18 protein-coding genes are annotated in these 22,457 nt (G+C 73.7%); 5 read left to right on the forward strand and 13 right to left on the reverse strand.

All coding sequences use genetic code 11. The annotated features are described in order from the left end of the window. Positions 1–12: 12 nt before the first annotated feature. The 8 genes from O7628_RS04895 to O7628_RS04930 form a co-directional block, all read right to left on the reverse strand. Positions 13–1,071, reverse strand: coding sequence for a substrate-binding domain-containing protein (locus O7628_RS04895; RefSeq protein ID WP_278128676.1), 1,059 nt, complete (start codon positions 1,069–1,071; stop codon positions 13–15). 140 nt (positions 1,072–1,211) lie between these two features. Then, positions 1,212–2,351 carry an ABC transporter permease gene (locus O7628_RS04900; protein ID WP_278128677.1) on the reverse strand — a complete coding sequence of 380 codons (1,140 nt, stop codon included), beginning with the start codon at positions 2,349–2,351 and terminating at the stop codon, positions 1,212–1,214. Beyond that, positions 2,348–3,922: a sugar ABC transporter ATP-binding protein gene (locus O7628_RS04905; protein WP_074474615.1), complete on the reverse strand. Its 1,575-nt coding sequence runs from the start codon at positions 3,920–3,922 to the stop codon at positions 2,348–2,350. The genes O7628_RS04900 and O7628_RS04905 overlap by 4 nt, the downstream gene beginning before the upstream one ends. Further along, positions 3,919–5,097 carry an ROK family protein gene (locus tag O7628_RS04910; protein ID WP_278128680.1) on the reverse strand — a complete coding sequence of 393 codons (1,179 nt, stop codon included), beginning with the start codon at positions 5,095–5,097 and terminating at the stop codon, positions 3,919–3,921. Before O7628_RS04910 ends, O7628_RS04905 begins: the two co-directional genes overlap by 4 nt. Positions 5,098–5,600: 503 nt before the next feature. After that, on the reverse strand, positions 5,601–6,155 hold the full coding sequence (locus tag O7628_RS04915) for a hypothetical protein (RefSeq protein WP_278128682.1): 555 nt from the start codon (positions 6,153–6,155) through the stop codon (positions 5,601–5,603). Then, positions 6,155–8,029, reverse strand: coding sequence for a DNA primase (dnaG, locus tag O7628_RS04920; protein WP_278128684.1), 1,875 nt, complete (start codon positions 8,027–8,029; stop codon positions 6,155–6,157). Before dnaG ends, O7628_RS04915 begins: the two co-directional genes overlap by 1 nt. Before the next feature lie 102 nt (positions 8,030–8,131). Continuing rightward, positions 8,132–8,962: a siderophore-interacting protein gene (locus tag O7628_RS04925; protein ID WP_278128686.1), complete on the reverse strand. Its 831-nt coding sequence runs from the start codon at positions 8,960–8,962 to the stop codon at positions 8,132–8,134. A gap of 76 nt (positions 8,963–9,038) precedes the next feature. Then, a complete protein-coding gene (locus O7628_RS04930; protein ID WP_278128688.1) occupies positions 9,039–10,358 on the reverse strand; it encodes a deoxyguanosinetriphosphate triphosphohydrolase in 1,320 nt (439 codons plus the stop codon). 291 nt (positions 10,359–10,649) lie between these two features. Here O7628_RS04930 and O7628_RS04935 point away from each other — a divergent pair, with 291 nt between their 5' ends. Then, positions 10,650–11,150, forward strand: coding sequence for a roadblock/LC7 domain-containing protein (locus O7628_RS04935; protein WP_074474930.1), 501 nt, complete (start codon positions 10,650–10,652; stop codon positions 11,148–11,150). 64 nt (positions 11,151–11,214) lie between these two features. Here the strand turns inward: O7628_RS04935 and ppdK are convergent, their stop codons facing one another. After that, entirely contained in the window at positions 11,215–13,923 is a 2,709-nt protein-coding gene (ppdK, locus tag O7628_RS04940; RefSeq protein ID WP_278128691.1) for a pyruvate, phosphate dikinase, read from the reverse strand. Between the two features lie 312 nt (positions 13,924–14,235). On the opposite strand from ppdK, the gene O7628_RS04945 reads away from it, so the two are divergent. Further along, positions 14,236–15,984, forward strand: a complete 1,749-nt coding sequence (locus O7628_RS04945) for a beta-N-acetylhexosaminidase (protein WP_278128693.1) — start codon at positions 14,236–14,238, stop codon at positions 15,982–15,984. A 450-nt stretch (positions 15,985–16,434) separates the two neighbouring features. Then, positions 16,435–17,088, forward strand: a complete 654-nt coding sequence (locus O7628_RS04950; protein ID WP_278128695.1) for a C39 family peptidase — start codon at positions 16,435–16,437, stop codon at positions 17,086–17,088. A gap of 105 nt (positions 17,089–17,193) precedes the next feature. On the opposite strand, the gene dusB is transcribed toward O7628_RS04950, so the two are convergent. Beyond that, positions 17,194–18,333, reverse strand: coding sequence for a tRNA dihydrouridine synthase DusB (gene dusB, locus O7628_RS04955; protein ID WP_278136215.1), 1,140 nt, complete (start codon positions 18,331–18,333; stop codon positions 17,194–17,196). A gap of 221 nt (positions 18,334–18,554) precedes the next feature. On the opposite strand from dusB, the gene O7628_RS04960 reads away from it, so the two are divergent. After that, positions 18,555–19,595, forward strand: a complete 1,041-nt coding sequence (locus O7628_RS04960; protein ID WP_278128696.1) for a type IV toxin-antitoxin system AbiEi family antitoxin domain-containing protein — start codon at positions 18,555–18,557, stop codon at positions 19,593–19,595. Between the two features lie 53 nt (positions 19,596–19,648). On the opposite strand, the gene O7628_RS04965 is transcribed toward O7628_RS04960, so the two are convergent. The 3 genes from O7628_RS04965 to O7628_RS04975 form a co-directional block, all read right to left on the reverse strand. Beyond that, a complete protein-coding gene (locus O7628_RS04965) occupies positions 19,649–21,028 on the reverse strand; it encodes a glycine--tRNA ligase (protein ID WP_278128697.1) in 1,380 nt (459 codons plus the stop codon). Positions 21,029–21,148: 120 nt separating this feature from the next. Beyond that, entirely contained in the window at positions 21,149–21,724 is a 576-nt protein-coding gene (locus O7628_RS04970; RefSeq protein ID WP_218107339.1) for a hypothetical protein, read from the reverse strand. 24 nt (positions 21,725–21,748) lie between these two features. Next, complete coding sequence (locus O7628_RS04975; RefSeq protein WP_074474604.1) at positions 21,749–22,090, reverse strand: antibiotic biosynthesis monooxygenase family protein; 342 nt, start codon at positions 22,088–22,090, stop codon at positions 21,749–21,751. Here O7628_RS04975 and O7628_RS04980 point away from each other — a divergent pair. Then, complete coding sequence (locus tag O7628_RS04980; protein WP_347405147.1) at positions 22,025–22,399, forward strand: DUF6703 family protein; 375 nt, start codon at positions 22,025–22,027, stop codon at positions 22,397–22,399. The genes O7628_RS04975 and O7628_RS04980 overlap by 66 nt on opposite strands. The last annotated feature ends 58 nt before the right edge of the window (positions 22,400–22,457 follow it).

Raw genomic sequence — 22,457 nt, forward strand, 5'->3', positions numbered from 1 at the left:
TCCCCCCGTGTGTCAGAACCCGAGCTTGAGGTAGTTGCTCGCGTTCTCCTTGGTGATCGTCTCGGACGCCAGCACGATCTCCTTGGGCACCTGGAGCTCCACCAGGTCGGACATGCCCTTGCCCTGGCCGATGAGCCGGGCGAGCGAGATCGCGGAGGACGCCATCGACGGGCTGTAGGTGACGGTGGCCTTCAGGACCGTGTTGTCGGCCTGGATGTCCTCCATCGCCTTCTTCGAGCCGGCGCCGCCGACCATGAAGAACTCCTTGCGGTTGGCCTGGTTGACGGCGGCGAGCACCCCGATGCCCTGGTCGTCGTCGTGGTTCCAGACCGCGTCGATCTTCGGCAGCGCCTGGAACAGGCCGGTCGCGGCCTGCTGGCCGGAGTCCGCCGTGAACTCCGCCGGCCGCCGGTTGGCCACCTTGAAGCCGCTCGCGGCGAGCGTGTCCGCGAAGCCCTTCGAGCGCTCCTGGGTCAGCTCCAGCGAGTCGATGCCGGGGATCTCGCCGATGATCGGGTTGCTGACGCCCTTGGCCTTGAGCTGGTCGATGATGAAGGTGGCCGCGGCCACCCCCATGCCGTAGTTGTCGCCCTTGATCTGGAGCCGGTAGGCCCGGGCGTCGGGGAAGGCCCGGTCCAGGTTGACCACGGGGATGCCGGCCTTCATGGCCTCCAGGCCGAAGGCGTTGAGCTCCTTGCCGTCGTGCGGCAGCAGCACGATGACGTCCGGCTTCTGGGCGACCAGGGTGGACAGCGCCGCGCGCTGGGCCGCCGCGTCCGCGCCGGCCTCGACCGACGTGAACTTGACGTCGGAGTACGCGCCGGCCTGCGCCTTGGCGTTGTTGGTGATGGCGGCGATCCAGCCGTGGTCGGCGGCCGGGGCGGAGAAGCCGATGGTCACCTGCTTGCCCGGGGTGCTGTTGCCGCCTGAGGCGGCCTCGGCCACCTTGGTCTGCGCCGCCGTGGGCGCCGCCTCGTTGCTGGTGCACGCGGTGAGCAGCGCGCCCGCGCCGAGCGCGGCCCCGCCGAACAGCAGCCGCCGACGGGACAGGTCCCGACTGTGCTGGGTCATGACGACCTCCTGGAAGAGGGTGGTGGGCGGAAGAAGGGTGTGGTGCGCCGAGCCACCGTCGGTGCGACGGTCGCCGGATGTGCTGGGCGGTGTGGTGCCTCGGGTGGTGGTGCGGGTGGTGCTCGGGTGCCTCGGGCGGATCAGGTGGTGGTGAGGCGGTTGCGGCCGAGGAACTGGGTGAAGCTGCGGAACTGGAACTGCTGGATCAGGACGGCGGCCACGATGATCCCGCCCTTGACCATGTTCTGGGCCTCGGTGGAGAGGCCGTTGATGGCGAAGAGGTTGGTGATGGTGGAGAAGATGATCACCCCGAGCAGGGAGCCGACGATGGTCCCCCGCCCGCCGCTGAGCAGCGTGCCGCCGATGATCGCGGCGGCGATCGCGTCCAGCTCGTAGAGGTTCGCCATCGCCGCCTGGGCGGAGTTGGCCTGCGCGGTCAGCATGATCGCGGCGATGCCGCAGCAGAGACCGGACAGCGCGTAGAGCAGCACGGTGTGCCGCCGCACGTTGATGCCGGCGAGCCGGGCCGCCTCCGGGTTGCCGCCGACGGCGACGGTGCGCCGGCCGAACGTCGTCCGGTTGAGCAGCACCCAGCCGGCGATCACCACGGCGGCGAGGATGTAGACCAGCAGGGGGATGCCGAGCGGGCTGGTGCTGGCGATCCCGTTGATCACGCTGTTGCTCGACACCTGGGTCTGCTTGTCGGAGATCTCCGCCGCCAGGCCCCGGGCGGCCACCATCATGGCCAGGGTGGCGATGAACGGCACCAGCTTCCCGTAGGAGACGAGCAGGCCGTTGACCAGGCCGACGCCCAGCCCGACGGCGAGCGCCGTGAAGATCATGCCGCCCGCGCCGTAGCTCTGGGTGGCCAGCGTGGTGGCCCACACCCCGGCCAGCGCCACGATCGCGCCGACCGACAGGTCGATGCCGCCGCCGATGATCACAAACGTCATGCCGACGGTGACCACGCCGACCACGGACGCGAGCTTGAGGATGGTGAGGATGTTGTCCCACACCCAGCTCGAGTTGCCGTACAGGTCGGGGCGGGTGGCGATGCCGATCACGACCAGCACGACGAGGACGCCGATCAGGCCGAGGTTGCGCCGGGCGCCCTCGCCGCTGTCGCCGCGCCAGAAGGAGAGCCGGCCGGCGGCCGGGGCGGCCCCGTGATGACCGGGGCTCTTGGCGGCCGCCGCCGTCGCGGCGGGGTCCACGGGCGGGGACTGGGCCGGCAGCTCCGCCGGCCGCTCCGGGGTGGCGGTGGGTGTGCTATCGGTCATGCTGGTGCGCCTTCCATCAGCGACCCCGCCATGACGAGGTCGAGCACCGTGTCTTCGTCCAGTTCGCCGGCGGGTGCCTCGCGCACCATCCGGCCTTCGCGCATCACCAGCACCCGATCGGCCAGGCCGAGCACCTCGGGCACCTCGCTGGAGACCAGCAGCACCCCGACGCCCTGGGCGGCCAGCCCCCGGATCACCTGGTACAGCTCCGCCCGGGCGCCCACGTCGACGCCCCGGGTGGGCTCGTCGAGCAGCAGCAGCTTCGTGCCGCCGAGCAGCCACCGCCCGACCACGACCTTCTGCTGGTTGCCGCCGGACAGGGTCCGCACCGGCCGGCGCACGTCGCGGGGACGCAGCTCCAGGGAGTCCGCGACCCCCTCCGCCTCGGCCCGCTCCCGCCCGGCGTCGGTGAAGCCGAGGCGGGCGAACCGGCCGAACGTGGCCAGCGTGACGTTGCGGAAGATCGGCTCACCGAGCAGCAGCGCCTGGCTCTTGCGCTCCTCGGGGGCCATCCCCATGCCGGCCCGCACCGCCGCGCCGACGCTGCCGGGGCGCAACGCGCGCCCGCCCATCCGGACCGTGCCGGCATCCGCGCGGCGGGCGCCGTAGATGGTCTCCAGCAGCTCGGAGCGGCCGGAGCCGACCAGCCCCGCGATGCCGAGGATCTCGCCGGCCCGCACGCGCAGCGACACATCGGCGAACTCCCCGGCCCGGGTCAGCCCGTCGACCTGGAGCAGCTCCGCGCCGGCGCCGGTGTCGGCGGGACGGTCCGGGAAGACGTACTCGATGTTGCGGCCCGTCATCTTCGCGACCAGCTCGCTGGTCGGGGTGTCGCGCGCCGGCAGGTTCGCCGCCGTGGTCCGGCCGTCCTTGAGTACGGTCACCCGGTCGCCGATCTCGCGGATCTCCTCCATGCGGTGGGAGATGTAGATGACGGCGATGCCCTGCGCGGTCAGCTCACGGATGATCCGGAACAGGTTGCCCACCTCGTCGTGGGCCAGCACCGCGCTCGGCTCGTCCATGATGATCAGTCGGGCCTCGTGGGAGAGCGCCCGGGCCATGCTGACGATCTGCTTGCCGGCCGCCGGCAGCGCCCGCACCATCCGGCCCGGCGGGATCTCGCCGTGGCCGAGCCGGCCCAGGATCTCCCGGGTCCGGCGGGCCATGTGGCCGCGGCGGACGAAACCGCCCCGGCGCGGCTCGTGGCCGAGGAACGCGTTCTCGGCGACCGACAGGTCGTCGACCAGGTCGAGCTCCTGGTAGATCGTGGCGATGCCGGCGCGCATGGCGGCCTGCGGGTTGGCGAACTCGACCGGCTGGCCCCGCCACTGCACCTGGCCCGAGTCGGGGCGGTGCACCCCGGCGAGGACCTTGATCAGGGTGGACTTGCCCGCGCCGTTCTGGCCGAGCAGGCAGTGCACCTCGCCGGCCCGCACCTCGAGCTGCACCCCGCCCAGCGCCCGTACGCCGGGGAAGGTCTTCACCACGTCGGTCAGCCGCAGCACCACCTCGCCCGCGACGGTGTCGGCGGGGGCCTCGACCAGCGGGGCCGCGTTGTCGTCCTGGCTCATGACGCCTCCCCGAAGGCCACATCGCTGGCGAGCACGGCGGCGCCGGCCACCCCGGCGCGCGCGCCCAGCTCGGACAGGACGACCGGCAGGTTGCCGGTGGCCAGCGGCAGCGACCGGCGGTAGACCACGCTGCGGATCTCGGCGAGCAGGATGTGGCCCAGCCTGGCCAGCCCACCGCCGATCACGATCATCGACGGGTTGGTGAAGCTGACCAGCCCGGCCAGCACGCCGCCGACCCGCCGGCCGCCGTCGCGGATGAGCTGGATGCAGACCACGTCGCCCTCGATGGCGCCCTCGGCGACGTCCTCCGCCGTGACGGCGCCCCGGGTGGACAGTCGCTCGGCCAGCGCCGGCGAGGAGCCGTTGCGCGCGGCGGCGTTCGCGTCGCGGGCCAGGGCGGCCCCGCTGAACAGCGCCTCCAGGCAGCCGGCGTTGCCGCAGGAGCACGTCGGCCCGTGCGTGTCGACCTGAATGTGGCCGATGTCCCCGGCGCAGCCGTCGGTGCCCCGGTAGACCTCGCCGCTGAGGTAGATCCCGCACCCGATACCGGTGCCGATCTTGACGAACAGGAAGTCGTCCACCGAGTGGGCGACGCCGCCGTGCCGCTCGCCGATCGCCATGATGTTGACGTCGTTGTCGACCACCGCGGGGCAGCCGTGCTCGCGGGTCAGCAGCTCGCGGACGGGGAAGCGGTCCCAGCCCGGCATGATCGGCGGCGAGACCGGCACCCCGTCGCGGAAGCTCACGGGCCCGGGGACGCCGATGCCCACGGCGTGCAGCCGCTCGTACGCCCCGTCGACCCGGAACTTGTGCAGCAGCTCGTTCACCCGCTGGAGGGTCACCTTCGGACCGTTGCGGATGTCGGCCGGCTCCGCGTACGCGGCGATCGGCTCCAGCCGGCCGTTGACCACCTCGACGTCGATCGAACTCGCGCCGAGGTCCACCGCCGCGAAGCGCAGCTGCGGGTTGAGCTCGACCAGGGTCGACCGGCGTCCGCCCCGCGACGCCGCGAGGCCGGCCTCGGCGACGTAGCCGAGGTCCACCAACCGCTCCAGCTCGGCGAGCAGCCGGGGGCGCGCCATCTCCAGCCGGTCGCCCAGCTCCGCCCGGGACACGGCTCCCTCGTCGCGGAGCAACCGCAACAGCCGCAGGTGCAGGGGCTCCACCGTTCGCACCGGCAACTCACCTCCGCATCGGAGTCGTTCACATCGACGAAATCGCGACGTGTTGTGTGCGACACAGTAGAAGCGTTCTGCGGCCACTGTCCAGAGCTTCGGCCAATCCGACCACAACTTTCGTCCGTTCGAACAAAAGCAAGTAGTCGATCTAGAAAAGTCGAGGGAGATGCGGACAACGGACGGCCGGGACCCCGCTCGCCAGCGCCCGCGTCACCGTGCGTGAAGACGGACCCGCTGGGGCGGGTCACGGCGGAAACTCACGCTGCGTGGCGGCCTGTCGAACTGGCACAACAGGCCGTGTTCCCTTTGCTCTGCACCCACGCACGCAGCGCCCGACCGAACAGGGCAGCTACGACATCGCGGCGGGCGGGCCCGCGGATGTCGGGTAGCGCTGCGTGACCCGACGCGTCGGTGGGTGCAGAGCAAAGGGCCGGGAACCAGGGGCGGCTCCCGGCCGCCGGGTGGCGCTGCGTGACCTGCCGGGCAGGCGTCGCCGGCCCCTAGAGGTCGGTGGGGGCCGTGGCGGCGCGGGCGGCGGCGACCAGGCGGTCGGTCTCCGCGACCACCGGCTCGTCGTCGGTCGGGGTCCCCGGGTCGTAGCGCACCGTCCAGGTCAGACCATCCACCCCGGGCACGCGGCGGGCGGCGATCCGGCCCGCGCCGCCGGGCACCGGGTGGTGCTGGGTGTACGCCACCGAGCGCGTCACCCGCGCCCGCACCTGGTGCGGCAGCTCGGCCGGCGCGAGCAGCAGGTACGTCTCGGCCGGGCCGTCGGCCACCACCACGTACCCGGCGCGCTCGGCGACCCGCTCGGCCGGGGTGACGGTCAGCTCCCGCCCCGACCAGACGGCCTTGAGGACGTCGTGCCAGCCCAACCGGGCGTCCCGCCCCGGCAGCCAGAGCCCCAGGTTGGTGGCGACCAGCACGCCACCGCCACCGCCCTCGGCACCGCCCGTGCCCGGTCCGGCGGCGGCCCAGGCCAGCACCCGCTCGGCGTCGGACAGCGGCGGACGCGCCGCCGGAGGCAGCTTCGGCTTACGGCGCAACAGCCCCATCACAGCCCTCCCGCGGCCTGCTCGCGCAGCGCCCGCGCGTGCTGCTCCAACGACAGCAGCTCCCCGAACAGCGCGAAGTACTCGTCCTTGTTGCTGACCGGGTTGACCCGCTGGATCTTCGACTTGAGATCCCGGATCCGGCCGGTCACCGAGCCCCACTGCAACCGGGCGATGGTCACCGAGACGTACCGGGGGTCGGGCTCCCCGTCGATGCGCAGCGGCTCCACGGCCAGCTCGCCCACGAGGGCCTGGGCGGCGAGGTCGGCGCAGGCGTCGCGGACCGCCTCGACCCAGACCGCGCCCTGCGTGGCGGCGGCGGCCCCGCCGGCCGCCGCGATCGCCTCCCGCACGGCCACGTGCACCGGGTGGTGGTATTCCGCCGCCTCGACCGCGTCGAACATCGGCCCGGCCAGCACCGGCTCCTGGAGGGCGAGCTTCAGCGCCTCCCGCTCGACCAGCGACATCGGGCTGTCCGTGGCGGGCGCGGGCCGGGCGGCGCGCGCCGGTGCCGCCGCCGCGCCGCCGGCGGGCTGGCCGGAGGCGGCGGCGAGCACGGCCCGCTGCACCGGCTCGATCTCCATGCCGAGGTCGCCGGCGAGCTTGCGGACGTACTCGGGGCGCTTCTCCCGGTCCTTGATCTTCGCGACGATCGGCGCGGCCCGGCGCATCGCCTCCACCCGGCCGTCGACGGTGTCCAGGTCGTACCGGTTGATCACGTGGCGCAGCGCGAAGTCGACAAGCGGCTCGCGGCGGGCGACCAGGTCGCGCACGGCCAGGTCGCCCTTTGCCAGGCGCAGGTCGCACGGGTCCATGTTGTCGGGGCTGACCGCGATGAAGGTGCGCCCGACGAAGCGCTGGTCGTCGTCGAACGCGCGCAGCGCCGCCTTCTGCCCGGCGGCGTCGCCGTCGAAGGTGAAGATGATCTCGCCGGCCACGTCGTCGGTGTCCAGCAGCAGCCGGCGCAGCACCGAGATGTGGTCCGCGCCGAACGCCGTGCCGCAGGTCGCCACCGCCGTCGGGACGTCGGCCAGGTGGCAGGCCATCACGTCGGTGTAGCCCTCGACGACGACCACCTTGCCCTGCTTGGCGATCTCCCGCTTGGCCTGGTCGATGCCGTAGAGGACGTGCGACTTCTTGTAGATCGGCGTCTCGGGGGTGTTCAGGTATTTCGGGCCGTCGTCGTCGTCGAACAGCTTGCGGGCGCCGAACCCGATCGGGTCGCCGGTGATGTCGCGGATCGGCCACATCAGCCGGCGACGGAACCGGTCGATCAGGGTGCCGGAGCGCGACGGGCGGGACAGCCCGGCCGTGACCAGCTCGTCGTGGGTGAAGCCCTGCTGCCGCAGGTGCTTGGTGAGCAGGTCCCAGGCGTCCGGGGCGAAGCCGCAGGCGTAGCGCTGGGCGGCGGCCCGGTCGAAGCCCCGCTGGGCGAGGAACTCCCGGGCCGGTCGGGCCCCGGCCGTGCCGAGCTGCGCCTGGTAGAACTCGACGGCGGCGGCGTGCGCGGCCACCAGGCGCTGCCGTTGCCCCTGCTGGGGGCGGGCGGCGCGCGGGGCGGACTGGTCGTTCTCGACGTACCGCAGCTGGATGCCGGCGCGGGCCGCGAGCCGCTCGACGGACTCGACGAAGCTGAGGTGGTCGGCGTCCATCAGGAACTTGATCGCGTCGCCGCCGGCCCCGCAGCCGAAGCAGTACCAGACGTTGCGGGCGGGCGAGACGTTGAACGACGGACTCTTCTCGTCGTGGAACGGGCACAGCCCCTTGAGGTTGCCGCCGCCCGCCGACCGGAGCGTCACGGTGTCCGAGATGACCTCGGCGATCGAGGTGCGCTCCCGGACCAGCGCGATGTCCTCGTCGCGGATCCGCCCAGCCATTCGCCACCCCCCTCGGCCCTACATCCTGCCCTGCCGGGGTGACCCGCGCGGCGTCGGGGGGACGGCGGGCGGGCGCGTCCCGCGCCGCCCCGGATCACCGCGTCAGGCGGGCGTGGTGGCCTCGTCGGCCTCGACCTGCCGGTTCCAGTCGGGCTTGGTCGAGCGCCAGCCCTCGTCGTCCATCCCCCGCCGCCAGTAGCCGGAGATCGACAGCCACTCGCGGGGCACGCCGCGCTCGACGCGCAGCAGCCGGCGCAGCTCGCGGACGAAGTTCGCCTCGCCGTGCACGAAGGCGTGCACGGTGCCGGGCGGGAAGTCCAGCGCCCGCACCGCCGCCACCAGCGCCTCGCCGACCGGCCGGTCGCCCCGGTGCAGCCAGGTCAGCTCGACGTCGCCCTTGCTGGGCAGCGGCTGCTCCTCGGCGGCGTCGGCCACCTCCAGGAAGACCCGCGCCGGCGCGTCCGCCGGGAGCCGTTCCAGGGCGGCGGCGATCGCCGGCAGCGCGCTCTCGTCGCCCACCAGCAGGTGCCAGTCGGCGTCGGGGCTCGGCGCGTACGCCCCGCCGGGGCCGACGAACCGCACCGGGTCGCCGGGCCGCAGCCGGGCCGCCCAGGGGCCGGCCACCCCCTCGTCGCCGTGGTGCACCACGTCGATGGTCAGCTCGTTGGCCGCCGCGTCGAAGGCTCGCACCGTGTACGCGCGCAGCCGCGGCCACTGGTCGGCGGGCAGGCGGCGGATCGCCGCGAGGTCGACCGGCTCCGGATAGGTCACCCCGTCCGGCGGGAAGACGAGCTTCACGTAGTGGTCGGTGTGCTCGCCCACCGGGAGGCCGGTCAGCTCCTCCCCGCCGAGCACCAGCCGGATCACGTGCGGGGTGGGCCGCCAGGTCCGCAGGACCCGCGCGGTGGTGACCTTCTTCGGGCGCTCCGTCATGCGGCTTAGGCTAGCCTAAGCTCGCCAGGTCGCCCACCGGCCGGGTCGGCGGCCCGCCCGCACCCGGCCCCGGCGTTCAGCCGACGCGCAGCCGCTCGTGCCAGGCGACGGCGGCCGGGTCGGTGAGCGAGGCGACCTGGTCGATCACCACGCGCAGCCGGGCGGCGTCGTCCGGGGCGTCGCGCCACAGCGGGGCGAAGACCGGGTCCAGCGCCTCGGGGGCCCGCCGGGTCAGGGTGGTGACCAGCTCGGTGAGGACCTCCCGCTGCCGCTCGTAGCGGTGCCGGGCACCGGGGCGGCGCATCACGTAGCGCAGCGCCAGGCCCTTGAGCAGCGCGCACTCGGCCCGGACCCGGCGCGGCACCACCAGGTCGGCCGCGTAGCGGCGCAGCGGGCCGGGCCCGCAGCGCTCCCGGGTGGCGGCCACCACCGTCGAGACGAACCGGCCGGTGAGCACGCTGGTAGTCGCCTTCAGCGCGGCCTGGGCCCGGTGGCTGCCGTCGTAGCCGGCGAGGGGGGCGAGCACCGGGTCGGCGAGCAGCTCGACCAGCACGGCGGCCAGGTCCGCCGGGGACTCCCCGGAGTAGGTGGCCGCCACGTCGGCGCAGAGCGCGGCCCGCTCGTCGGGGTCGGCCAGCAGCGGGCCGAGGCCCACGTACCCGCCGTGGACGCCGTCCTCGACGTCGTGCACCGAGTACGCCACGTCGTCGGCCCAGTCCATCACCTGCGCCTCCAGGCAGCGCCGCCCCCCGGCCGGCGCGCCGGCGCGCAGCCAGTCGAAGACCGGCCGGTCGTCGGCGTACACCCCGAACTTGCCGCCCGCCGGCCGGCGCGGCCACGGGTACTTCGTGGTGGCGTCGAGCGACGCCCGGGTCAGGTTGAGCCCGGCGGACCCGCCGCCCGGGGCGAGCACCTTGGCCTCCAGCCGGGTGAGCACCCGCAGCGTCTGCGCGTTGCCCTCGAAGCCGCCGCACGCGGCGGCGAGCTGGTCGAGGGCGGCCTCGCCGTTGTGCCCGAACGGCGGGTGGCCGAGGTCGTGGGCCAGCCCGGCGGTGTCCACCACGTCGGGGTCGCAGCCCAGCCGGGCGCCCATCTCGCGGGCGATCTGCGCCACCTCCAGCGAGTGGGTGAGCCGGGTGCGCAGGAAGTCGTCGGTGCCGGCGGTGTGCACCTGGGTCTTCGCGGCGAGCCGGCGGAACGCGGCCGAGTGCAGCACGCGCGCCCGGTCCCGCTCGTACGGCGAGCGGCCGGCGCCGGTGTCCTTCGCCGGCTCGTCGACCCACCGCGCGCCGCCGCAGCCGCCCCGGCGGTGCTGGTCGGAGCCGCCCGGGTGGCCGGCGGAGCAGTCGGAGCCGCCCGCGTCGCCGGCGGAGCCCGCGTCCCGGGCGCTGGTCATGCGGTCCACCCTCCACCGGCGCTACGACATCGTTCGCGAGAGCCACCAGGCTACGCCCGGCGACCGCCGGTGGCGCTGCGTCGGCTCCCCGCCCCCCGGCGACGCGCGACGAGTCCCCGCCCGGCGACGCGCAACAGCCGATCAGTCGAGAGTTGTCGGCTAATTGCCGACCGTGACGGGTCGCGGTCCACCATGGCGACCGGTAGCGTTCCCAGAGCAGAACGTTACCGATGATCCGCCCACCTGAATCAGATCCGAACCTGATGAATCGGACGACGGGAAGTGACGCTCGTGGACGCTGACACGGTGCTGGAAACGGAACTCCGAGGGCTACGCCAGCGCCGGCCGGAGGTCGCCGGGGGCGTGCTCGCCGGCACCGACGGCCTGCTCATCTCCAGCGACCTGCCGACGACCGACGCCACCCACCTGGCGGCCCTGGCCGCGGCCAGCTTCGGCCTCGGCCACCGGGTCGCCGACACGGTCCGGCACGGCGAGTTCCAGGAGTCGGTCGTGTTCACCGCCCGGGGCTGCGTGGTGACCTACCCGGCCGGCCGGCACGCCCTGCTGACCCTGGTCACCGGGGCCCGCACCGACCTGGAGGCCCTGCACCGGGAGGCCCGCGAGGTGGCCGCCCGGACCGGCTCGGCCTTCGACCAGGAGCGCAGCGCGCCCGTCAGCATGCCCGCGCCCGACCCGCGCGCGCCGCTGGCCATGCGGACCCCGATGGCGACGCTGCCGGGGCGCACGCCGAACGCGCCCCGCGCGACCGGCTGGCGGCGTCCGCCGATCTGAGCCCGCCGGCCCCGGCGTGGGATGCGTGCGGCTTCCCCACCGGGGCCGGCGCCTGGCCGACGGTTCAGCGGCTGTCGGAGCCGACCGTCTCGACCGCCGCGCGACCGGCCTCCAGGCGGGCCACCGGCACCCGGAACGGCGAGCAGGAGACGTAGTCCAGACCGACGGAGTGGAAGAAGTGGACGGACTCCGGGTCGCCGCCGTGCTCGCCGCAGACGCCGAGCTTCAGCCCCGGCCGGGCGGCCCGGCCCTCCTCGGCGGCGATCCGCACCAGCCGGCCCACGCCGTCACGGTCGATCGACTCGAACGGCGAGATGCCGAAGATGCCCAGCTCCAGGTAGCGCCAGAAGAAGGCCCCCTCCACGTCGTCGCGGGAGAAGCCCCAGCCCATCTGGGTCAGGTCGTTGGTGCCGAAGGAGAAGAACTGCGCCGCCTCGGCGATCTGGCCGGCGGTCAGCGCCGCCCGGGGCACCTCGATCATCGTGCCGATCAGCACCTCGACGCCGCTGTCCCCGACCACCTCGGCGATGATCTTCTCGGCCTCGGCGCGCACCGTCTCCAGCTCCTGCACCGCCCCGACCAGCGGAACCATGATCTCCGGGCAGGCCGACCCGCCGTCGCGGGTGACCCGCACGGCGGCCTCGGCGATCGCCCGCACCTGCATGGCGAACAGGCCGGGGATGACCAGGCCGAGCCGCACCCCGCGCAGGCCCAGCATCGGGTTCTCCTCGTGCATCCGCCGGACGGCGGCGAGCAGCGCCTCCTCCTTCGCCACGTCCTCGCCGCGTTCCTGGGCGACGGCGACGTCGACCGCGAGCTGTTCCAGCGGGGGCAGGAACTCGTGCAGCGGCGGGTCGATCAGCCGCACCGTGACCGGCAGGCCGTCCATCTCGCGGAAGATCTCCACGAAGTCGTCGCGCTGCAACGGCAGCAGCGCGGCGAGGGCGTCGGCGCGTTCGGTGTCGGTGCGGGCCAGGATCAGCCGCTCGACCAGCTCGCGCCGGTCGCCGAGGAACATGTGCTCGGTGCGGCACAGCCCGATGCCCTGCGCGCCGAAGCGGCGGGCCCGGGCGGCGTCCGTGCCGGTGTCGGCGTTCGCGCGCACCGCCAGCCGGCGGGCCGCGTCGGCGTGCGTCATGATCCGGTGCACGGCCTTGACCAGCGCGTCGTCGGCCTCGTGCGGGTCGAGCGTGCCCTCGAAGTAGCGCACCACCTCCGACGGCGTGACCGGCACCTCGCCGAGGTAGACCTTGCCGGTGGTGCCGTCGATCGAGACGACGTCGCCCTCGTGCACGGTCTGCCCGGCGACGGTGAACCGCTTCGCGGGCACGTTGACGTCGATCTCGTCGGCACCGGAGACGCAGGTCTTGCCCATGCCCCGGGCGACCACGGCGGCGTGGCTGGTCTTGCCGCCGCGCGAGGTGAGGATGCCCCTCGCGGCGATCATGCCGTTGAGGTCGTCGGGGTTGGTCTCCCGGCGGACCAGGATCACCGCCTCGCCCTCGGCGGCCAGCTCGACGGCGCGGGCGGAGGTGAAGACCACCTTGCCGGACGCCGCGCCCGGCGACGCCCCGACGCCCCTGGCGACCGGCTCGAAGTCGTGGTCGAGCTGGAACCGGGGGAACATGAGCTGGGCGAGCTGCGCGCCGTTGACCCGGTGCAGCGCCTCGTCGAGGTCGATCAGGCCCTCGTCGACGAGCTGGCCGGCGATGACGAACGCCGCCGCGGCGGTGCGCTTGCCGACCCGGGTCTGGAGCATCCAGAGCTTGCCGCGTTCGATGGTGAACTCGATGTCGCACAGGTCCCGGTAGTGCCCCTCCAGCCGGGCCATGATGTCGAGCAGCTCGTCGTAGGACCGCTTGTCGAGGCGCTCCAGGTCCTGCAACGGCACGGTGTTGCGGATGCCGGCGACGACGTCCTCGCCCTGGGCGTTGGCCAGGTAGTCGCCGTAGATGCCCTGCGCGCCGCTGGCCGGGTCGCGGGTGAAGGCGACGCCGGTGCCGGAGTCCGGGCCGAGGTTGCCGAAGACCATGGCCACCACGTTGACGGCGGTGCCGAGGTCGGCGGGGATGCGCTCCTGCCGGCGGTAGAGCACCGCGCGCTCGGCGTTCCACGACTCGAAGACCGCGCGGATGGCCAGGTCGAGCTGCTCGCGGGGCTCCTGCGGGAAGTCGCGCCCGGTGTGCTTGAGGAAGATCTTCTTGTACGCGTCGACCAGCCCCCGCAGGTCGTCGGCGTCCAGGTCGAGGTCGCTGGTGGTGCCCCGGGCGCGCTTGGCCTCGTCGAGCGCGTGCTCGAACTCCTCGCCCGGCACCTCGCAGACGGTCTTGCCGAACATCTGGATCAGCCGGCGGTAGGAGTCCCAGGCGAACCGTTCGTTGCCGCCCGCCTGGGCGGCGAGCCCGACGACGCTGCGGTCGTTGAGGCCGACGTTGAGGACGGTCTCCATCATGCCCGGCATGGAGAACTTCGCCCCGGAGCGCACGGAGACCAGCAGCGGGTCGTGCGGGTCGCCGAGGCGGCGGCCCATCCCCCGCTCCAGCGACTCCAGGTGCGCCTCGATCTGGCCGGCGAGCCCGTCCGGCTCCCGTCCGGTGGCGAGGTACGCCTGGCAGGCCTCGGTGGTGATGGTGAAGCCGGGCGGCACCGGCAGGCCGAGGTTCGTCATCTCGGCGAGGTTGGCCCCCTTGCCGCCGAGCAGGTCCTTGAGGTCCCTGTTGCCCTCGGCGAAGTCGTAGACGTACTTGTGATCGACCGTCTCTTGCGATGTCACCAGAGCCTCCCACGCGCGCCGGACTGACACTTAACGAAGGTTCAGTTTTCCGATACCCCAGGGCCGACCACCGCTAATCCGGTGTCGTCGCCGATCGGTGGGCGAAGGCTAAGCGAACATCGCGTGACCTGGGGCTACTTGGTGACAATCGGCACAACCGTCACGACTATCCGCGTCCGTACCGGTTGTTGGGAACGTTTCCACGCGCACGATCACGCAATTCTCGGGTCCCCTCGTACTCTTGAGCGCACCGGTTCTGCCGAACTTCACCTTTGCCATATCCCTCGCGAATACACCCCCGGAGTCCGCACCGTGCCGCCCACCGCGCCCCGCCCCGCCGAGCCCGGCCGCCGCCCGCTCGACCCGACCGGCCCGGCTGTCGACCCGACCGGCCACGAGCCGGCCGCCGCCGACCTGGCCCGCGCCGCCGCCCGCGCAGCCGCCGACCGGCTCGCGCCGCCGGCCCCCGTCGGGCTGGGCGACGTGGTCCCCGCCCCGGAACGGGTCGAGCCCGACCCGGCCGCCGACTTCACGCTCCCCGCCGACGCGGCCGTCCGGGTCAGCCCCGACCCGGCCGCCCGGGACGTCGCCGAGCAGCTCGCCGACCTGCTGCGGCCCGCCACCGGCTACCCGCTCCCGGTGACCGACGCCGCGCCGCCCGCCGAGGGCCTGGCCCTCCAGCTCTCCGCCGCGCCCGGCGACGGCTCGGTCGCCGGGCCCGCCACCCCGGGCCCGGTCGCCGAGCTCGGCGCGGAGGGCTACCGGCTCGACGTGACCCCCGACGCGGTACGCATCACCGCCGCCACCCCGGCCGGCCTCCTGCACGGCGTGCAGACCCTGCGTCAGCTCCTGCCGCCCGCGATCGAGAGCCCCACCCCCGTGGCCGCCCGGTGGGCGGTGCCCGGCGGGGTGATCGTCGACCGGCCCCGGTTCCCCTACCGGGGCGCGATGCTCGACGTGGCGCGGCACTTCTTCGGCGTCGCCGACGTGCTGCGGGTGATCGACCACCTGGCCCGGTACAAGCTCAACCACCTGCACCTGCACCTCACCGACGACCAGGGCTGGCGGATCGCCGTCGACGGCTGGCCGGGGCTGGCCACCGTCGGCGGGGCGACCCAGGTCGGCGGCGGCCCCGGCGGGGCATACTCCCGGGCCGACTACCGGCGCATCGTCTCCTACGCCGCCCGCCGGCACGTCACCGTCGTCCCGGAGATCGACCTGCCCGGCCACACCAACGCGGCGCTGACCGCGTATCCGCAGCTCGCGCCGGACGGGGTCGCGCCGCCGCCGTACACGGGCACCGAGGTCGGCTTCAGCTATCTCGACCCGGACGACGAGCGCACGTACGCCTTCGTCGCCGATGTGCTCGGCGAGGTCGCCGCGCTCACCCCCGGGCCGTGGCTGCACATCGGCGGGGACGAGGCGTTCAAGGTCCCGGCCGACGCGTACGCCCGCTTCGTCGAGCGGGCGCAGGGCATCGTCGCCGGCACCGGCAAGACCGTGGTCGGCTGGCACCAGATCGCCCCGGCCGGGCACGCCGACGGGCGGGTCCTCCAGTGGTGGGGCACCACGGGCGACGACCCCGCGACGGCCGAGGCGGTCCGGCGCGGCGCGCGGGTGATCCTCTCCCCCGGAAACCACGCATACTTGGACATGAAGTACGCCCCGGACACCCCGATCGGGCACGACTGGGCGGGCCTCGTCGACGTGGAACGGGCGTACGGGTGGGATCCGGGGACGCACCTGGCCGGGGTGCCGGCGGACGCGGTGCTCGGCGTGGAGGCCCCGCTCTGGACCGAGTCGGTGACCTCGCTGGCCGAGATCGAGTTCATGCTGCTGCCCCGGCTGCCCGCCCTCGCCGAGCTGGGCTGGTCGCCCCGGCACACCCACGACTGGGCGTCCTTCCGCCGTCGCCTCGCCGGGCACGGCCCCCGCTGGCACACCGCCGGCATCACCTTCCACCCCGCCCCGGAGATCCCCTGGCCGACCACTGGCCCCACCGGCCTACCCAGCCCTCGTCCGGCGTCGCAGCCGACCGCCCCCACGGCCGACCTGCCCTGACGCCGACCGGCCCGCCCCGACCCGGCGGGTCTCGGCGGTTGGTGGCCGGCTGCGGCGGAACCGCCTCGGCGTGTCGCGTCGCGGAGCCGGCCAGCCACCCGGGCAGGGCCCTGACCCGCAGGATGCCCGGTTCGCGCCGTCGCGTCCCGTGGCCCGGGTCACCGCGACGGCGGAATCGGGGTGGGGGTGGGGGCGTTGTATCTGGCATGCGACCGGGGCTCCGCCGCCCGGTCGGGCCCCTGAACCGCCCCGCCTCCGCCCCGCGCGCCGGGACGCCGGGGCCGGGAACCCCGGAATGCCGGTGGGGTCGGGGTCGTTACACCCTCCGGACGCCCGAGCAGGCCCCCGCCGCCGGGTCGTCCTTCCCCCGGACTTTTCTTCGCGGTGCCGCCGCGCGTGTCCCCCTTTCGCGGTGCCGTGTCTTCTCCCCCGAGCAGAGGAGTCGCCGTTATGCGTACCGATCTGATTCGTCGTACCGCTCTGACCGTTGCCGGAATCGCTGCGACCGCCGGTGGGATCGCCGGGCCGGCGCTGGCCGCGCAGGCCGCTCCTGCGGAGCGGGTTGCCGCGTCGGTGCAGGCGGAGCGTCGGCCGGCGGGTGAGCGTCAGCTGGACGTGCGCTACGAGGCGCAGCCCAACTTCTTCTACTGTGGCCCGGCGGCGGCGCGCAACGCGCTGAGCGTGCAGGGCAAGAACATCGACGTGGACACCATGGCCAAGGAGATGGGCACCACCGAGGCCGGCACCGACTCCATCAACGACATCACCCCCGTGCTCAACAAGGAGACCGGCCGCAAGGCGTACCACAGCACGGAGCTCCCGGCCGACAAGGTAGACGGTAAGCACGTCGAGAAGCTGCGCGCCGACATCGTCCGCGCGGTCGACGACGGCCGGGCCGTGGTGGCCAACATCGCCGGCACCGCCACCGACACCGACGGCGTCAGCCACTCCTTCGAGGGCGGCCACTACATCAGCGTCGTCGGCTACTCCGAGGGCGGGAAGACCGTGACGATCGCCGACTCGGCCAACCCGGACCAGGCCAGCTACCGCATCGACGTCGACGCCCTGGCGCACTGGATCGCCAGCCGCGGCTACGCCTCCTGACGCACTACCTGAAAGGGCCCGACCCCGTCCCGGGGTCGGGCCCTTCGGCGTAAGGAAGGGCCCCCTGTTAACGCTTTCTGTTGTACAGGGGGCCCCTGCAAACCGTCAGCCGCCGGAGTCGGCCAGCTCCGCGCCCTCCGGGACCGTGTCGTCGTCCCGGCTGGCCAGCCAGCCGTCGGGCAGGAAGACCTTGCCGGGCGAGTTCGTCCGGCCGCGCGGCTGACCCAGCGTCGCCACCGGGAACGGCTCGGCCGGGTCGAGCTTGCCGAGCAGGTCGTCGAGCTGGGCCAGGCTCTCGATCATCGCCAGCTCGCGGCGCAGCTCGCTGCCGACCGGGAAGCCCTTGAGATACCAGGCCACGTGCTTGCGGAAGTCCGTGCAGCCGTCCCGCTCGCCCCGGGCCGGGTTGCGCGCGCCCGCCGTGAACTGGTCGACCAGCAGCTCGGCGTGCCGGCGCATGGTCGCCGCCACCTCGCCGAGGGTGGGCAGCCGCCGCTCCGGCCGGCCCTCGAACGCGGCCTCCAGGTCGGCGAACAGCCACGGCCGGCCCAGGCAGCCGCGCCCGATCACCACCCCGTCGACGCCGGTGTGGGCCACCATCCGCAGCGCGTCGTCGGCCTCCCAGATGTCGCCGTTGCCGAGCACCGGCACGTCGAGCGCCTGCTTGAGGGTGGCGATGGCGTCCCAGTCGGCGGTGCCCGAATAGCGCTGCGCGGCCGTACGCCCGTGCAGGGCCACCGCCGCGACGCCCGCGTCCTGGGCGGCGAGCCCCGCCTCGACGTACGTCAGGTGGTCGTCGTCGATGCCCTTGCGCATCTTCACGGTGACCGGCACCCCGGCGGGCGACGCGGCGTCCACGGCGGCCCTGACCAGCCGGGCGAAGAGCCGGCGTCGCCAGGGCAGGGCCGACCCGCCGCCCTTGCGGGTGACCTTCGGGACGGGGCAGCCGAAGTTGAGGTCGATGTGGTCGGCGAGGTCCTTCTCCACCACGATCCGCACGGCGGCGGCGGTGATCTCCGGGTCGGTGCCGTAGAGCTGGAGGCTGCGCGGGCGCTCGTCGTCGCCGAAGGCGATCATCCGCAGCGTCTTCGGGTTCCGCTCGACCAACGCGACCGTGGTGATCATCTCGCAGACGTAGATGCCGCCGCCCTGCTCCCGGCACAGCCGGCGGAAGCCGACGTTGGTGATCCCGGCCATCGGGGCGAGCACCACCGGCGGCCACACCTCGTGCCGCCCGATGCGCAGCCCGCCGCCCGGCCCGCTCCCCTGCCTTCCGCTCCCACTCACCCGCCAAGTGTAAGGAGGGGCCCCCTGTTAACGCCTTTTGCATAGCAGGGGACCCCTGTTAACAACCGCCCGTAGCACATCCGCCGGGCTGGCGGGGCTTGTCCACAGGGCCGGTCGTTGTCCACAGGCGGGGCCCTCGGGCGGGACAGTGCGGGGGCGGCGCGGCCATGCTGCGGGGCATGGCCGACTTCTCACCCGAGCTGGACCGGGCCGCGCAGGGCCAGCAGCAGATCGTCACGCGGGCGCAACTGCTCGCCGCCGGCTTCGACGACATGCACCTCTACCGGCAGGCCCGCCGGGGCCGCTGGCAGCGGGTCCTCCCGGCGACGTACGCCCTGTTCACCGGCGCGCTGACCGACGAGCAGCGGCGCATCTCCGCCGCCCTCTACGCGGGCGGGCAGGCGCAGCTCACCGGGCTGGCCGCCCTGACCTGGTACGGCTTCCGCTACAGCCCGCGCAGCGACGACGTACACCTGATCGTGCCGCACCACGCGCGACGCCGGTCGGCCGGGCACGCGGTGATCTCCCGGGCGCTGGCGCTCGACGAGCGGGCCCGGCGGACGGCGCTCTACCCGGTGTGCTCGCCCGCCCGCGCCGTGGTCGACGCGGCCCGCGACCTGCGCGAGCTACGGCCGGTCCGCGCGATCGTCGCCGAGGCGGTGCAACGGGGGTACGCCGACCTGCCCGCGCTGGACGAGGAGATCCGCCGGGCGAGGCGCAGCCGGACCGCGCTGGTCCGGAAGGCGTTCGCGGAGGTCGTCGACGGCACCCGGTCGGCGCCGGAGGCCGAGCTGCGGGAGTGCCTCGCCGGCAGCCGGGTGGTGCCGCAGATCCGGTGGAACGCGCGCCTGGTCAGCGGCGACGGCGCTGTGCTGCCGACCCCGGACGGCTACCTGGCCGACGCTGCGGTGGCCCTGGAGGTGGACTCGCAGGAGTTCCACTTCAGCCCGGCCGACTGGGCGCGGACGCTGGACCGGCACAACGAGCTGAGCCGGCACGGGGTGCTGATCCTGCACTTCACGCCGGCGCAGATCCGCCGGGAGCCGGAGCGCGTGCGCCGCATGGTGGAGGACGCGTACGCGTCGCGGCGCGGCCTCGGCGCGACGACCCGGGTGCGCGTGGCGCCCCGCCCCGCCGACGCCCCACCCCTCGCCGACGCCCCACCCCTCGCGGAGGCCCCGCCCCCGGCGGACGCCCCGTCCCCCAGGGAGGGGCGGTGAGAAGGGGCCCCTTCTATACCGGAAACGTTAAGAAGGGGCCCTTCCTTGCACCGTCAGCAGCCGGGGAGGCGCTCGATCAGGTAGCGCTCCACCTGGTCCAGGCCGATGCGCTCCTGGGCCATGGTGTCCCGGTTGCGCACCGTCACCGCGTTGTCGTCGAGGGTGTCGAAGTCGACGGTCACGCAGAACGGGGTGCCGATCTCGTCCTGGCGGCGGTAGCGGCGGCCGATGGCCTGCGAGTCGTCGAACTCCACCACCCAGCGCTTGCGCAGGTCGGCGGCGAGCTGCTTGGCCTTCGGCGAGAGCGCCTCGTTGCGCGACAGCGGCAGCACGGCCACCTTCACCGGGGCCAGGCGCGGGTCGAAGCGCATGACGGTGCGCTTGTCCACCCCGCCCTTGGTGTTCGGGGCCTCGTCCTCGTCGTACGCCTCCAGCAGGAACGCCAGCACCGCGCGGGTGAGGCCGGCGGCCGGCTCGATCACGTACGGGATCCAGCGCTCGCCCTTGCCCTGGTCGAAGTACGACAGGTCGACGCCGGAGTGCTTGCTGTGCGTGGACAGGTCGAAGTCGGTGCGGTTGGCGATGCCCTCCAGCTCGGCGAACTCGCTGCCGCCGAACTGGAACTTGTACTCGATGTCGACGGTGCGCTTCGAGTAGTGGGAGAGCTTTTCCTTGGGGTGCTCGTAGAAGCGCAGGTTCTCCTCCGACAGGCCGAGGTCGAGGTACCAGTTCCAGCGCTCCTGAAGCCAGTACTCGTGCCACTGCTCGTCGGTGCCCGGCTCGACGAAGAACTCCATCTCCATCTGCTCGAACTCGCGGGTGCGGAAGATGAAGTTGCCCGGGGTGATCTCGTTGCGGAACGACTTGCCGGCCTGCGCGATGCCGAACGGCGGCTTCTTGCGGGCGACCGTCTCGACGTTCTTGTAGTTGACGAAGATGCCCTGGGCGGTCTCGGGGCGCAGGTAGTGCAGGCCCTCGTCGCTCTCCACCGGGCCGAGGTAGGTCTTCATCAGGCCGTTGAACATCTTCGGCTCGGTGAAGGTGCCCTTGTTGCCGCAGTTGGGGCAGTTCAGCTCCGTCAGCGAGGTCAGCGGCTTGCCGTGCTTGGCCTCGTACGCCTCCTCCAGGTGGTCGGCGCGGAACCGCTTGTGGCAGGACTGGCACTCGGTGAGCGGATCGACGAACTCGGCGATGTGGCCGCTGGCCTCCCAGACCTTGCGGGCCAGGATGACCGCCGAGTCCAGGCCGACGACGTCGTCGCGCTGCTGGACCATGGTCCGCCACCACTGCCGGCGGACGTTCTCCTTCAGCTCCACGCCGAGCGGGCCGTAGTCCCACGCCGACCGGGTGCCCCCGTAGATCTCACTGGAGGGGAAGACGAAGCCCCGGCGCTTGGCGAGGCTGACGACGGCGTCGATACGGTCGGCTGGCATGTTGTTTCCTCCTACGCCGGCTGGCGGTCGGCGGGGGCGCGCGGTGGATGGAACGGTCGGTTCGGGACCCACGGTACGGCCGTGGGGACCCCGGGCCCAGCAGAATACCGGGGGCGGTGGTCAGCTCACCCCGCAGACCTCCATGGCGCCGGTCTCCCCGTCGGGGGTGAGGGTGACCTCCTGCTCGCCCCGGTCGCCGCCGCTGAAGGTGACCGAGACCGGCACGGTGAGGTTGACCGTGTCGACGTCGCCCACCCGGTACGAGTCGACCTGCGGCTCGGCGGCGACCCGCCGCTCGAACTCCTGGCGGGACTCGCGCCGCTGCGCGTCGTCGCAGAGCGCGTCGTACGACTGGTCGTACTTGCGCTCGGCCAGCCCCCGGTAGTAGTCGTCGGTGACCGACCGGCCCTGCTCGCGTACGGCCTGCACGTTGCTGACCGCGAGGCCCACCACGGCCGTGCCGCCCCCGCCGCAGCAGATCAGCACCGCGAGCGCCCCCGCGCCGAGGCCGAGCCACAGGCGGGCGCGGCGTCCCTCGGTGGGGGGCGCGGCGAACGGCGGGACCACCCCGGGGCCGGCCGGGGGCGCGGGGACCTGCGGCTCCGACGGCGTCGGCGGCACGCCGGGGGCCGGCGGGCCGTCGGGCCCGGGCGCCACGGGGTACGGGGGTGGACCGGACGGTCCGGGTGCGGTCATAGGTGCAGGGTAGTGCCCGGCGGCTCAGCGCAGCGGATCAGCGGCCCGATCACTGGGGTTGACCTCCACGGCCCCGCCGGGGGCCGCGCCGGCCAGCGTCTCGTACGCGGACGGCTCGTCCAGCGACTCGGCCAGCAGCGGCGTGGCGTGCACCTTCACGTCGAAGCCGCCGAGCGCCCGCCGGTACGTCCCGACGGACTCCCACTCGGTGACCAGGCACCAGTGGCGGGGGTCGTCGAGGGCCCGCAGCAGCTCCCCGCGCAGGTAGCCGGGGCGGGCGGCGAGCGCGGCGAGGGCGGCGTGCGCGCGTTCGGTGAAGGCGGGGGCGACGTCCTCGTCGACCACGAACCGGTTGGTGACCAGCACCCGGGTCCTCCTCGTAGGGCCGGTGGGGGTGAGCCTCGTAGAGTCTGTGGGATGCAGCGTACGCAGCGCTCCCTGCCGCTCCGGCTGGCCCGGGCGAACCCGACGACGGTCTTCCTGGTCGCCCTGGTGCTGGTGCTGGTGGGGCTGTTCGCGCCGGGGGCGCTCGGCGGGGCGCTGCTGCTGGCGCTCGCCGCCGCGCTGGTGGCGCTGCTGGTCACCACCTGGCCGGTGCAGGCCCCGGCGACCCGGGTGATCCGGCTGGTGATGCTCACCCTGCTGGTGGCCGTGGCGCTGGCGAAGCTGCTCTGAGCCGCCCTGCCCGGGTGGCAGAGTCGGCATTAGCAGAAGACCCGCTCGCATGCAAGCA

Origin of the sequence: Micromonospora sp. WMMD956 (genome assembly GCF_029626125.1) — a bacterium.
GTDB lineage: Bacteria > Actinomycetota > Actinomycetes > Mycobacteriales > Micromonosporaceae > Micromonospora > Micromonospora carbonacea.